We start from the raw sequence: 12,759 nt of genomic DNA, 5'->3' as shown, positions 1-12,759 counted from the left end.
ACCTGCTTACGCCGCCGCCGGCGCCAACTCCGCTCGCGGCTTCGGGAACGGCTTGAAATTCATCGCCATCAGGAAGGCGCCGAGACCCATCGCCCAGGAGGCGATATAGAGCCAGACGTAGCTCGAGAACGCATCGTAGATCAGGCCGCCGGCGAGCGGGCCCGTGGCCATGCCGAGACTGCCGGCCATCGCGGTGCCGCCGATCACCGTCCCCATCATCTTGAGCGGAAAGTTTTCGCGGATCAGCACCGCGTATAGCGGCATGGTGCCGGCATAGATGAAACCGAAGACGGCCCCGACCGCATAAAATGTCGTGAGCTGGTGCGCGAAGACATAGGCGAGTGCGCCAAACGCCTGCAGCAGCAGGCCCGAGACGAGCACGCGCTTGGCGCCGAAGCGGTCACCCATCAGGCCGAAGGCGATGCGTCCGCCGAGGCCGGCAAAGCCCTCGATGCTGTAGATCGTCACCGCCGCGACCAGCGGGATGCCGCAGCTCACGGCATAGGAGACGGTGTGGATGATCGGGCCGGAATGGGTGGCGCAGCAGAAGAAGTTGGTCGCGAGCAGGATCAGGAATTGCGGTGAGCGCAGCGCCTCTCCCATCGACATCTCACCTTGCACGGCGCTCTCGCCCGCTGGCGCGACGGCGGCGTGCGCGAGCGCCGGCGGGCGGCGCACCAGGAACGAGACCGGGATCATGATGGCGCCGACCACCAGCGCCACGATCTGCATCGAGGTGCGCCAGTCGTGGCCGGAGACGAGCCAGGCCGCGAGCGGCGCCATCGTCATCGGCGCCATGCCCATGCCGGCCGAAACCAGCGAGACCGCAAGGCTGCGATGGGTGTCGAACCAGCCGGTCACGGTCGCCATCATCGGCGCGAAGATCGCGGCACAGGACGCCCCGACCAGAAGGCCAAAGACGAACTGAAACGCCAACAGCGAGGTGGCATGGCTCGCCGCGAACAGGCTCACGGTCAGCGCCGTGGATCCCGTCAGCACCACCGGCCGCGGCCCGAACCGATCCGTCAACGTGCCCCAGGCCATGCTGGTGCAGGCCATCGCCAGAAAGCCGATCGTCATCGCGCTCGAGATGCCGGTCACGGACCAGCCGGTATCCTTTGCGATCGGCTGCAGGAACACCGGCAGCGAAAACATGCCGCCGATGGCGACGCAGCCGAGCAAGCCGCCCGCGGCGACGATCACCCAGCGATAGGAGGAAGAGTTCATTTTGGTCTCCCGTCAGGTCTGTCTGGGTGGAAGACGAATGGGAACATGGTGGACCGACAGCCCGGCGCAAGTTTTTGCGGCACGCTTTTGTGACCTGCCAAACAAAAAATGCGAAAACAACCCCATGCACAGTAGCCGGACGCTTTGGGATCAAGGACTTACAGCGCAGCTCTTTGGGGTGCGAGGAACCGGCGTTTGACTCGTCGGGCAAAACACCTGCATGATGGCAGCATCCCGCAAATCCTATAGCAAGGCTTCAAAGCGCAAGGCTTCAAACAGCCTCGCTGCGCCGCCACTCGCCGACCGTGAGCCAGATCGCCGAGACCAGGAAGTAGAGCGCACCAACGCCGGCATATCCCGCGACAGTCGCGATCGAGGGAACCGCAGGCGTCGTCGCCTGAACGATGAAGAAGCCGCCTGCAAGCGCCGACTGGCCACCGCTGAGCACCATGGCCCATTGCGCGCCAAAACTCCGCCAGCGGCGGATGGCCGTCCCCAACTGCAGCAGTCCAGACACAATCGCCCACGCCCCGAAGATTCCGAGCACCCAGTTCATGCTCGACTGGAGGGCGACGACGACCGCGATGGTTGCCGCAACGCTTGCCATAGCGTTGAAAACCTGGGTGCGATTCTGATCGAAGCCGCCGCTGCGCAAGGCGTCCGCGAAGTTGGCCGCGGCGTCCCATGCCGGATAGAGGACCAGCAAGGCGCCGGCGATGACTGGAGAAGAAGCCCCGGCGGCAAACGCAGCAGCAACCCAGGCGACCGAGAACGCCGCTCGCACGAAGTAGTATTGCTTCAGCCATCGCGCACGATCGGCACGAACCAGATCCAATTGATATTGCGCCACTGCAGTCTCTCCTATACCTACTAGTTGGTAGTCTCGCACGCAGCGAAGCCGACTTCGCTCCAGCCCACCTGCGAGCTGCGTTCGTTCGCTGATGTCTCTCAGTGCTTGTTGGACAGCCGGTCCAGCAACGGGGTGGTGATCACACCGAACATTTTTGGATCGCCATAGGCACGCGCCGACAGCATCGCGCCGTGAATGGTCGCCATGAATCCTTCCGCCTCGACCCGGGCTGTGCCGGAGAGCTTGAGTTGCCCCTTCCGCTTGCCACGCTCCATGACGGCCGTCAGCCAGGAAGCCAGTGAGCGGAAGTGCGCACGGACTTCGAGCGCGACCTCCTCCGGCAAGATCGGGAGCTCGCTCGCCAGCAGCGCGCAGACGCAGAACGGCGCCGTCGCATCATTGATGCACGCCTTCCAATACGCGACATAGTTTTCGAGCTGGTCGCGCGGATCAGGGACATTGCGCTCGAGCGCGGACAGTCCGGCCTCGGCTTCGGCGCGGTAGCGCGACACGAGGGTGCGGACCAGATCGACCTTGCTGGCGAAATGGTGGTGGATGCTTGGCTTGCGGATGCCGACCACATCGGCCACGTCGGCGTAGCTGAAACCATTATAGCCGCCCGCGATGATCAAGCTGCGCGCGCAGGCCAGGATGTCGTCGGCAGTCGAGGAAACATTAGTCATGACCTTAAGCTACCTTCCAGTTGGTAGGGCGTCAAGAACAGGATGCTTCAACCATCCGTGAGTGCTAGGAGCCTGCATGACCATCCGCCCGATCGTCGGCTATCCCGACCGCCGCCTCGCGATGCCGGCCCGCCCCGTCACCGCATTCGATGCAACGCTGCGCGAGCTTGCAAACGATCTGCTCGATACGATGCGCGCCGCGCCCGGCATCGGCATCACGGCGCCGCATATCGGCGTGCCCTTGCGCGTCGTCGTGCTTGAGCTCGACGCCAAGGAGGGCGCGCAGACCTATGTCAATCCGGAGATCGAATGGGCCTCGCCCGAGATGATCCTGCATCGTGAAGGCAGCGTCTCGATGCCCGGTGTCAATGACGAGGTGCAACGCCACGCCCGCGTGCGGATCAGCTATCAGGATATCGACGGCAACATGCACAGCGAGGAGTCGGAAGCCTTGCGCGCCGTCTGCCACCAGCACGAGATCGACCAGCTCGATGGCATGTTCTGGATCCAGCGGCTGTCGCGGCTGAAGCGCGAACGGCTGGTGAAGAAGTTCGAGAAGATGTCGCGCGGGTGAGCGCGCCGGCGAAGATCGGACTTGTGTGAAATCGCGCCGCCTGTTCGATGTGGAGAAATCAAACCAGCCTGATATGATCAGACCGGTCGGCCCCGTCGGGAGCGAGACGAATGACATATTCAGGTCGTTGCGCCTGCGGCGCGGTTTGTTACACCATTACGTCCGCGCCGATCCGCGGCTTCCAATGTCAGTGCAGCGACTGTCAGCGCGACACCGGCAGTGGCCACAGCTCAATCTTCGTGTTCGCGCGCAGCGCAGTCTCGGTGACAGGCGAGGTGCGCGAAATCGAGCGCATTGCCGACAGCGGCGCAGTCAAGCGCAAGGGGTTCTGTCCGAACTGCGGCTCGCCGATCTACAACAAGCCGGACGAGAAGCCGGAGTTCATCGGCATCTATGTCGGCACGCTGGACGATGCCAGCACGTTCAAACCGTCCGTCGTGCTGTTCTGCTCGCGCGGATATGCCTGGGATCACCTCGATCCCGAGATCTCCAAACTCCCGGAATGGCACCCGGGATCGCGCTGATTTGCAGATTGGGGGACAGCCAATGGCGATGAGCTTCGAGCTATCGATGCTGGCCGCCGCAATCGTCTGGGGCTTCGTACAGCTTGTCGCCGCCGCGCAAGCCGCGAACCTGCAGTACGGCCTCAGATGGGCTGCGAGCCCGCGCGATATCGAGATGCCTCCGCTCAAGCCCATCCCGGGCCGCCTCAAGCGAAATTTCCGCAACTACATGGAGACGTTTCCGTTCTTTGCCGCCGCGATCCTCATCTCTCACTCCGCAGGCGTTCACAATGAGCTGACTTATTGGGGATCGATCGCCTATCTTGGCGGACGCATCGCCTACACCGCGCTTTACCTATCCGGCATACCGCTCGTCCGCTCGCTGTTCTGGAATATCGCCAGCTTTGGCATGCTTGCAGTTTTGGCCGCGGCTTTCGTGCCTCACTAAAGCGGCGCCATAGCGACTTTGCCTTTGCCGCGATGCCTTCACGCCCGCTTCCCGCTCCGCTTGGTCATTGGCGCGTTACGACGCTCGCGTTTGCCGCGTGCGATTTCCGTCGCCAGGGCGTCCAGCTTCGGCTCCCAGAAATTGCGGAACTGACCGATCCATGCATCCACGGCTTGGAGCCCCGCAGCATCGACCGAATAGAGCCGTCGCTGCGCCTCCGCCCGAACCGTCGCGAAGCCGTTCTCGCGCAGAACCTTGAGGTGCTGCGACACGGCGGCCTGCGTGATCCCGAACTCCGCCCCTATCGCCTCGACGACCTCACCGGACGCCATCTCGCAGTGCGCAAGCAGCTCGAGGATGCGACGGCGGACGGGGTCAGCGAGGACCTCGAAGATTTGCATCAGCTTCCTGTGCCAGGATGCGCGACGTCGGGCAGCGTCTCGCCGCGATAGAAAGCGATGGTGCGGTCGGACCGCTGCTTCGCGGAGGCAGGATCCACGCCGCTTGCGACATGCGCCGCGCGCCAATACTCGCCGCTGCTCGTCATGAATGCCTTACCCGCGGGAGAGACCATCCATGCCTCGGCCGTCTCATGGTCGACCGATGCCCCGGTCGCAACATATCGCTCCAGCCCCGCAATGGCGAGATCCCAGCCGATCCCGACCGCCCCCGGACCGAACTGCTCCCAATGATCCTCGATCATCGCGGTGTGCTCAAGCGTCAATCGCGCCTGGCTTCGTTCTGCCGTCAGCTTGACATCGATCCAGCTCATCGCGCCGCCGAATTCCCACGTCGCCGCAAAATGGGTCGGCGGCGTACACGCCGTGATGGTCCCGCCTGCATTCCCCTTGAGCTGGTACTTTCCGCCGAGCCGGAGGTCTCCCTCGACCGGCAGAAACCAGCGCGGAATGCGTTGCTCGCTGGTCACTGCGTCCCAGAGATCGTCGACGCTGGTCTCGTAAAGCCGCGTCAGTGTCACCGCACTGGCCGCTTTCCCGTCCTTCTCGAAATTCCTCACCGAGCGCGTAACCAGCCCCAATACTCTTGCGACGTCGATCTCCATGGCGCTTGCTCCCCTGTCGTTTCGCGCAAGGATGAATATCGGTCTAACCTAATATAAGTCAACTCTTATATTCAGGGGAGATGCCGCTCAGATATTTTCGAGCGCCTTTTTGAACATGGTGATGAAGGCCGCGACGGAGTCGTAGCCGAGACCCGAACGGATCCAGCCTGCCAGCCTGGCCGGCCTATGACGAGAACGACGTCGTGCAGATCCTCGGCAAACCGATCGAATCCCGCCCCAATCCGCAAGCCGCCCGCTTCCGCTTCCTCGACAGTTTCAGGCAGGATGGCATTTTGCCGATGCGCTGGCGGGAGCTGCCGTAGGCGCGCTCACTCGCCCGCCATCAGCTGCTTCGCCAGCGCCATGTAGGCCGGCAGCGTCACGGGGTCGTTGGCGGCGTTGCCCGCTGCGGGGTGCGAGGCGTAGCGCGCGATCACCATCTCGGCCATGGGATCGACGTAGATGCCCTGGCCGTGAACGCCGCGCGCCATGTAGGCGCCGTGGGCGTTGTGCGTGACCCACCATTGATTGCGATAGGACGCACCGGGCAACGTGGTGTAGCCGGCCGGCCTGAATTTTTCGGGATCGCCGCCGCGCGCGATATCCTTGACGACAGATGAAGGCACGATCTGCCTCCCGTTGAAGCGGCCGTGATTGCGCATGGTCTCGCCGAAGCGGGCGAGATCGCGCAAGGTGGTGGAGAGGCCGCCGCCGCCGCTTTCGGTGCCCATGCGATCGACGTGATAATGCGCGTCCTCCTCCGCGCCGATACGGGTCCAGATCCGTTCCGAGAGAAAATCGGACAGCGTCATGCCGCTGGCGCGCCTGATGATCCAGGCCAGCACATCGGAATTAACGGTCTTGTAGGCGAAGACCTTGCCGTGCTCACCCTGCTTCTTCTGACCGACGAGGAAATCGAAAATGTTGGTCGCGCCGTCATAGCCCGGTTCGATCGGCGCCATGCCGTTCGCCCGCCGCAACCCCCACACTGCGGAATTCCTGTCGGTGTAGACTTCGGTGTAGGCGAGCCCGGTGGTCATATCCATGGCCTCGTGCACGCGCGCATCGCCGAAGGCGCTGGCCTTCAGCTCCGGCACATACTCCGTAACAGGCGCCTGCGGATCGATCTTGCCCTCGGCGACCAGGATGCCGGCAAGCACGCCCGTGAACGACTTCGTCACCGACATCGCGATATGCGGCTTGTGCGGCTTCAACGCGCCGAAATAGCGCTCATAGATCAGCCTGCCCCGGTGCAGCACGACGATGCCGTCGGCATAGGTTTCCTCGAGCATCTTCGCGAACGTCATTGGCCGGCCGTCCATCGTGGTCGACGCGGAGGCGCCGATGTCATGGTCTTGGCACGGCAGCACCGATGCAGGCTCCGCCCCGCGCCAGACGTTTACGGTCGGCACCAGCTGGCGGATGTTGCTCCAGGCCCAGCGCAGCTCGGGGAAGCTGCGGAACGAGCCATTCTGGAAGGAGATGGTGCGGTTTTCCGGTGGCGGGAAGCCCTTCATCCAGCCGAGTGTTTCCGGATCGGTTTCGGCGGCGGTTGCGGGCGGCTGACTCGGGGCGGTGGCGGCGGACATGAATATTGGGCTCCGGAAGCGAACGACGGGGATCTCGTATCATGGCGATCGGTGGCGAACATCCAGTGTTTACGCCGAGGCGACCGTCGCCGCGCGCTGGGCACCAACCGTCTCCTGCGCTCCACCATCGTCCGCGCCATCTGCGTCAAACCGCCCCGCAAGGCGGGTTGAACAAAACACTTGCTTGCGACTTCTATCATCCTCACTCCGCCAACTTTGATCGCAGACGGAAGACATCTCATGCAAGTTCGCAAGTTTGCCATCTCGGACGCAACGCTCGAGCGTTCGCCGGGACAGGATGGCGACATATTCGTCGGCAATGTGATCGACCAGCGTCACGACGCGCCGGTCACCATCGGCTACGGCCGCTACGCGCCGAACCAGATCCTCGACGAGAAAATCGCTGTTGACGACGTCATGGTCGTGCTCGAAGGGAAGCTCTCGGTGTCGAGCAACGCCGGCACCGTGACCGCCGGTCCGGGCGAGATCGTCCACATGCCCAAGGGTGCGCAGGTCACCATCCGCTCGCACGAGCAAGGCGCCGTCACCGCCTATGTCACCTATCCGCACTGGCAGGAGGCGCGCGGGTGAGACAGGCTTTCGCGACCGCACCCCGTCATGAACTGGTCTGATCGACGGGGCAGAGCCCCGTCGATCAGACCCGAACGGATTCGTCATCAGGTCAAACGGACCGACATGCCGCCGTCTACCGTCATGGGGCTGCCCGTCATGAACGATGCCCGGTCGCTCAGGAGAAAAACGGCTGCCTGCGCGATCTCCTTGGGACTGGCCATCCGCTTCATCGGGTGGAGCCCGGCGATGAAATTCAGGGCGTCGGGATTTCCTTCGCCTGCCGACGGGGTGACGGTCCCTCCGGGCAGAAGCGCGTTGACGCGAATGCCTTCGGCCGCATGCTCGGCGCCCAGTGATTGAGCCAGGCCGATCAGTCCTGCCTTTGAAGCTGCGTACGCCGCCATTCCCGGCAAGCCCCCGTTGCTGAAGCCAACGAAGGACGAGGTGAAAACGATCGAACCGCCGCCCTGCTTGCGCAGCGCCGGGATCTGCGCCTTTGCGCCGAGGAATGCCGAGGTGAGATTCACCGCAAGCACATCGGTCCAATTTTCGACGCTCATCTCGGGGACCCGCGTCATGTCGCCGACGATGCCGGCATTGTTGAGAGCGCCGTCGAGCTTTCCGAAGGTCTTGACGGCGTGCTCGACAAGGCGGGTTGCATAGCCGGTGTCCCGAACGTCGCCCGGGAGAAAAGTCGCGCGCCCTCCGGCGCTCTTGATGCTTGCAACAATGGTCTGCAGCTCGGGGGCGCGGCGAGCCCCGAGCACCACATCGGCGCCTTCGGACGCGAACAGCGACGCCGCGGCAGCACCGATACCGCTGCTGGCGCCGGTTATGATGATCGTTTTGTTTGCCAGTTCCACCGCGAGACTCTCCTGATGTCAAAGCAAGCGAACAAGACATCAGGCACCGGCAAGCTGCCACCCGTTTCCCGAGTCACATGCGGGATCGGATGGCGGCGGCATTGATCGCGGATAGCGGCCCGCCGGCTTGTTGCGACCGAAAGCCAGGCCGCCGCCAGGGTTATTTCAGCGGCAGAAAGAGGTCCGCGACCGTCTCGTGCTCCGGCACCTCCGGAAAGAAGCTCAGCCGCTGACAATAGATCGGGAAGTCGCGTGCTTCCTCTCCGCTAGCCGGAAGCCAGTCGCGATAAAGGAAGAGCGCGGCCGGCTCGAGGTTGTCGGTGTAGCCGATAACGCGCAGCACCGCGCAGCGTCCGCCGGGGATGTCGCCGGCCTTGATTTCTTCGCCGTTCGCCACGATCGGCTGGTCGGTCCCGACGCAGAGGTCGACGCTGTAATCGGCGGGTGACGCAGGCCGCCGCTCGGAACGCCAGACATTGAAGGTCGGACTTGTGCTGGGGTGCAGGTGAGATGCCTTGCGCCACGCGATGAAGCGCTGGATGGTGGCGGGAAGCGTCGTGGGGTCGCCGCGATGCTCCATGATCGCCACCGGCGTCGGGGGCACATCGCGGATCGTCACGTCGTCGGTGGTAAACGTTTTCTGCATGAGCTTGCTCCTGGCATTGTCGAGAGGCCCGAAGGCCGCAAGCCACGGCTCCCAGTCGGGAGACTTCCGGAACGACGACGGCGATTGCCCGAACCGTTGCCGAAAGGCGCGGGCGAAGGCGTCCGGTGCCTCGTAACCGGCATCCATCGCGATCTCCGTGACATCAAGGGCGTCCATGTAGGCCAGCTGATGCGACGCGCGCTTCATGCGGGCCAGCTGGACATAGCGATGCACCGATACCCCGAAGGTCGCCGAGAACTGCCGGTGGAAATGAAACTTCGAGAAGGCCGCAACAGCACTCACCGTGTCCAGATCCAGATCGCCGTCGAGATGCCGGTCGATATGGTCCAGCACCCGCCGCATCCGGTCCTGGTAGTTTTGCAGCGCCGCCTTCATCGTCCCTCCTCCGTGGCGGCTCCATCTAGTCGTTGACGGCCATGACACGCTCGACCGATCTTGCGGATTAGCAGGCATCCCGTCGATCCTATTTTGAGCGTGCTGGGCGCCTGCGCAACGATCAAGACGGCGGCAACGGACGTGGCGAACTTCATCAGATCTGGCGGCCGTCAAAACGGAAAAAGGGAGCCCGCATGTCGCGGGCTCCCCTCTCCTAGATTCCGAGATCATACCGCTGTTACAGGCCAGCAAGCTCCAGCGCCTTCTGCACCATCGCGGTGTCGACATATTGCGTCATGCTGGCGATCTTGCCGTTCTTCACCAGATAGAGATGCGCGAACGTCGCGCGCATGGTCTTGCCCGTCGCCTTGTAGGTCCCGGAGTAGACGCCGAAGGCCGCGACGCGGTCGCCGTCTTCGAGATAGGTGTGAACGTCGGCGCGGTAGCCGGTCCATTCGGTGGCCAGACGCCGGAACACGCCTGATATGATCGCGTCGGGTCCGACATAGGTGCCCGCGTACGGAAACCCTTCCGCTTCGGTCCATGCGGCATCGGGAGCGAGAGCGGCCAACAGATTGCGGCCGTTCTCTTCCGACGACGATCCCTCGTAGGTGGCGCGGATCAAGTCGAGGTTCGCCCCCATCTCACCCCCATTTCATCTCGCCGGTGGCGACCTTGGCGCCGATGTCGAGCGCAACGCCCATGCCGAGGCTGGGGAAGCGCGCCTCCATCGCCGCCTTGAGCGCCGCGGACTCCTTGACCTTGGCCAGCTCTTCGTCGAACGCCTTGAGGTAGGTGATGGTGTGCTCGACCCCGGACAGATCGGTCTTCCCATCGACCGACAGATGGCCGGGGACGACGACCGCCGGCTTGCGCGCCGCGATCTTTTCGAGATTGGCGATCCAGGCGGCGCGCTGCTCCCGGGTCGGCGTGTCGGCGGTCCAGACATGGACGCCCGAGAAGATCAGCACGCCGCCGAACACCGCGTTGAGCGAGGGCACGAACAGGTAGCGCCGGTTGACCAGGCCATCCGCGCTGACGATCTCGATGGTCTCGCCGTCCACCTTGAGCGTCTTGCCGTCGAACGCTTCGGGAATGACCACATCGGCCAGCACCTGCGGGCCGTTCGCCTTGAGCTGCGGCCCCCAGACGGCAAGCTTCTTTTCGACGCTGGCGTTAATGGCCGCCAATGTCGCGGGCGCCGCGAGCACGCGGGCCTCCGGAAACGCCGCCTTGATGGCGCCGAGGCTGAAATAATAATCCGGGTCCGACTGGCTGATATAGATGGTGGTGAGCTTCTTGCCGGTGGCCTTGATGGCGTCAGCGACCGCCTTGCCATCGGACAACGTGAAGCCGCCATCGATCAGCACTGCTTCGCTCGGCCCGGACACCAGAACGGGAGCCCGGAAGAAGCCGTTCTGTCCGGCTGGAAAATGCTTCCAGGTGAGTCCGCCTGCGGCATGGCCGAGGCCTGCAGGTGCGAAGACTGCCGTGGCCCCCGCGGCGAGAGTGGTTTTCATGATGGTTCTCCTTGTCAGCATGTTGGTCTCCTGGTGCTGGTCTGCGATTTCGAAATTCAAATGGGATGGTCTCGACTGTGTTGATCGCTGCGCTCACGCCGCCTTCAGTCCATCGATCAGGACGTCCAGGCTGCCGAACAGCGCGCTTGCCTGCACAAGGCGGCGATCATTGCCGGTGCCTACGATCAGGGCCGGGACGCCGTTGGCGCCGAGCCGGCGCATTTCGGCACGCGCGGCCTCGAGGCGCGCGCGGTATGCGGTGATCAGTGCGACGTCGGGGCTCGCCAGACGCGCGGCAACCTCCGGCAAATTCATCGCGCAGAGCACATCCAACAGAACGGACATGTCCGTGCTGTCGCGGCCTTCGACATAGCGGACGAACTGGAAGGCCTTCAGCGCCGCGAACTCCCGATCAGGCGCCGTGAGCGCGACAGCCGTGAGCGCCAATGTCGCCGGGCCGGAATCGAACAGGCGCGTGCGGTCGCCCAGCACATCGCGACGATAGGCTTCACTGAAGGGCTGACCGCTCAGACGCGAAATCCGCTGGTCGCTGCTCCAGGCGTAGGCTGCAAAACCATCGTCCATCGGACGGGCGCCCTCGCCGGCGAACAGGCCTGTCGGCGCAAGTTCGACCGCAAAATCCGGTCGGGCGACGAGCTGTTCGAGCAACGTGGAGGCGCCGTGGCACCAGCCGCAGAGCGGGTCGAACAGGTAGGTGATTTGAATCGGCGCGGACATGGCGATCTCCTTGAACCGCAATGTGGCATGCGCACATTGGTAGATGAATATCAACAAAACAGACAGAATGTATGTGATATACTGACAGTAAGATCTCACCGAGCTGAGCCTATGAACCTGAACCGCCTCGCCTATTTCGCAGCCGTCGTGGACACCGGATCCTTCACGCGGGCCGCCGAGCGGCTCGGCATCACCAAGGCCGTGGTGAGCCAGCAGGTGGCACAGCTGGAGCGCGATCTCGGCACCAGCCTTCTCGTGCGCACGACGCGCCGGGTCCATCCGACCGACGCAGGCCGCATGTTTCATGCGCGCTGCGTCATGATCCTGCGCGAGGCGGAGGGTGCCTTCGACGAGCTCGCCCAGGCGGCCGCCGCGCCGACCGGCACATTGCGGATCACGGCGCCCAACGACTACGGCACCGCCGTCGTCGTCGCCGTCGTCACGGCCTACGCGGCACGCTATCCCAACTGCCGGGTGGAGTTGACGCTCGAAGATCAGACGGTCGACCTCGCCTCAGGCCAGATCGACATGGCAATCCGCGTCGGCTGGCTGGTCGATTCCAGCCTGCAGGCGCGCAAGATCGGATCGTTCCGGCAATGTCTGGTCGGCGCTCCCGCATTCACGGATCGGATTGCCGCCGCGCGCGATCCCGACGACCTCGCGACGCTCCCGTTCGTCGCCAACATGGCGCTGCGCGAGCCGCTGCTGTGGCAGTTCTCGCGCGGCGATCTTGATCGACGCGCCGTGCGCCTGCAGGCCAGCATCACCATCGACACGACGCCGGGAGTGCTCGCGGCCGTGCTCGCCGGCGGCGGCCTTTCGGTGTTGCCGGATTTCCTGGTGTCCGACGATCTCGCGGCGGGGCGGCTCATCCACATCCTGCCGCAATGGCAACTGCCATCTGGCGGCATCCACACGGTCTACCCTGCGGCTCGCTTCCGTCCGCCTAAGGTGACTGCGTTTGTGGAGATGTTGATCGCGGCTCAGCGACGGGAAGGTTCGGTTGGGGCGGATTAAGGCATGTACTCGCTAAGTGGCTAGCGGCCATAACCAGACCTCAGGTTACGAAAGCGCATTTGATGCGGC

At 63.9% G+C, this 12,759-nt stretch carries 16 protein-coding genes; 5 read left to right on the top strand and 11 right to left on the bottom strand.

Annotation, left to right across the window (positions count from 1 at the left end):
- Positions 1–6 precede the first annotated feature (6 nt).
- The 3 genes from ABIB66_RS13020 to ABIB66_RS13010 form a co-directional block, all read right to left on the bottom strand.
- Positions 7–1,227: an MFS transporter gene (locus ABIB66_RS13020; RefSeq protein ID WP_275167265.1), complete on the bottom strand. Its 1,221-nt coding sequence runs from the start codon at positions 1,225–1,227 to the stop codon at positions 7–9.
- A 271-nt stretch (positions 1,228–1,498) separates the two neighbouring features.
- Complete coding sequence (locus ABIB66_RS13015) at positions 1,499–2,077, bottom strand: DUF308 domain-containing protein (RefSeq protein ID WP_275167266.1); 579 nt, start codon at positions 2,075–2,077, stop codon at positions 1,499–1,501.
- Positions 2,078–2,175: 98 nt separating this feature from the next.
- The gene (locus ABIB66_RS13010) at positions 2,176–2,760 is read right to left on the bottom strand and encodes a TetR/AcrR family transcriptional regulator (RefSeq protein WP_275167267.1); all 585 of its coding nucleotides are present in this window, start codon (positions 2,758–2,760) and stop codon (positions 2,176–2,178) included.
- Between the two features lie 76 nt (positions 2,761–2,836).
- On the opposite strand from ABIB66_RS13010, the gene ABIB66_RS13005 reads away from it, so the two are divergent.
- From ABIB66_RS13005 to ABIB66_RS12995, 3 genes are all read left to right on the top strand, one after another.
- Positions 2,837–3,334, top strand: a complete 498-nt coding sequence (locus ABIB66_RS13005) for a peptide deformylase (protein ID WP_354204040.1) — start codon at positions 2,837–2,839, stop codon at positions 3,332–3,334.
- A gap of 110 nt (positions 3,335–3,444) precedes the next feature.
- The gene (locus ABIB66_RS13000; protein ID WP_354055227.1) at positions 3,445–3,858 is read left to right on the top strand and encodes a GFA family protein; all 414 of its coding nucleotides are present in this window, start codon (positions 3,445–3,447) and stop codon (positions 3,856–3,858) included.
- Positions 3,859–3,880: 22 nt separating this feature from the next.
- Positions 3,881–4,285 carry an MAPEG family protein gene (locus ABIB66_RS12995; RefSeq protein ID WP_354204042.1) on the top strand — a complete coding sequence of 135 codons (405 nt, stop codon included), beginning with the start codon at positions 3,881–3,883 and terminating at the stop codon, positions 4,283–4,285.
- A 38-nt stretch (positions 4,286–4,323) separates the two neighbouring features.
- On the opposite strand, the gene ABIB66_RS12990 is transcribed toward ABIB66_RS12995, so the two are convergent.
- From ABIB66_RS12990 to ABIB66_RS12980, 3 genes are all read right to left on the bottom strand, one after another.
- Positions 4,324–4,686, bottom strand: coding sequence for an ArsR/SmtB family transcription factor (locus ABIB66_RS12990; protein WP_354055231.1), 363 nt, complete (start codon positions 4,684–4,686; stop codon positions 4,324–4,326).
- Positions 4,686–5,348, bottom strand: a complete 663-nt coding sequence (locus ABIB66_RS12985; RefSeq protein ID WP_354055233.1) for an SRPBCC family protein — start codon at positions 5,346–5,348, stop codon at positions 4,686–4,688. Before ABIB66_RS12985 ends, ABIB66_RS12990 begins: the two co-directional genes overlap by 1 nt.
- 329 nt (positions 5,349–5,677) lie before the next feature.
- A complete protein-coding gene (locus ABIB66_RS12980; RefSeq protein ID WP_354254923.1) occupies positions 5,678–6,937 on the bottom strand; it encodes a serine hydrolase domain-containing protein in 1,260 nt (419 codons plus the stop codon).
- A 240-nt stretch (positions 6,938–7,177) separates the two neighbouring features.
- Here ABIB66_RS12980 and ABIB66_RS12975 point away from each other — a divergent pair, with 240 nt between their 5' ends.
- A complete protein-coding gene (locus ABIB66_RS12975; protein ID WP_354055237.1) occupies positions 7,178–7,528 on the top strand; it encodes a EutQ-related cupin domain-containing protein in 351 nt (116 codons plus the stop codon).
- Between the two features lie 86 nt (positions 7,529–7,614).
- Here ABIB66_RS12975 and ABIB66_RS12970 read toward each other — a convergent pair whose 3' ends face one another.
- The 5 genes from ABIB66_RS12970 to ABIB66_RS12950 all read right to left on the bottom strand — a co-directional run bounded on the left by ABIB66_RS12970 (position 7,615) and on the right by ABIB66_RS12950 (position 11,673).
- Entirely contained in the window at positions 7,615–8,373 is a 759-nt protein-coding gene (locus ABIB66_RS12970; RefSeq protein WP_354055239.1) for an SDR family oxidoreductase, read from the bottom strand.
- Between the two features lie 160 nt (positions 8,374–8,533).
- The gene (locus ABIB66_RS12965; RefSeq protein WP_354204048.1) at positions 8,534–9,415 is read right to left on the bottom strand and encodes an AraC family transcriptional regulator; all 882 of its coding nucleotides are present in this window, start codon (positions 9,413–9,415) and stop codon (positions 8,534–8,536) included.
- Positions 9,416–9,653: 238 nt separating this feature from the next.
- Complete coding sequence (locus ABIB66_RS12960; protein WP_354204050.1) at positions 9,654–10,058, bottom strand: nuclear transport factor 2 family protein; 405 nt, start codon at positions 10,056–10,058, stop codon at positions 9,654–9,656.
- A gap of 1 nt (position 10,059) precedes the next feature.
- Positions 10,060–10,956, bottom strand: coding sequence for an MBL fold metallo-hydrolase (locus tag ABIB66_RS12955; RefSeq protein ID WP_354254922.1), 897 nt, complete (start codon positions 10,954–10,956; stop codon positions 10,060–10,062).
- Positions 10,957–11,028: 72 nt separating this feature from the next.
- Positions 11,029–11,673 (bottom strand): DsbA family protein, encoded by a 645-nt coding sequence (locus ABIB66_RS12950; RefSeq protein WP_354204052.1) that lies wholly within the window; start codon positions 11,671–11,673, stop codon positions 11,029–11,031.
- A 111-nt stretch (positions 11,674–11,784) separates the two neighbouring features.
- Here ABIB66_RS12950 and ABIB66_RS12945 point away from each other — a divergent pair, with 111 nt between their 5' ends.
- Complete coding sequence (locus tag ABIB66_RS12945) at positions 11,785–12,690, top strand: LysR family transcriptional regulator (RefSeq protein ID WP_354204054.1); 906 nt, start codon at positions 11,785–11,787, stop codon at positions 12,688–12,690.
- Positions 12,691–12,759 lie beyond the last annotated feature (69 nt).

The sequence above is a fragment of the Bradyrhizobium sp. F1.13.3 genome, assembly GCF_040548265.1.
Taxonomy (GTDB): Bacteria; Pseudomonadota; Alphaproteobacteria; order Rhizobiales; family Xanthobacteraceae; genus Bradyrhizobium.
The sequence above is the reverse complement of the archived record's forward strand: the minus strand, read 5'-3'. Positions and strand labels throughout refer to the sequence as shown.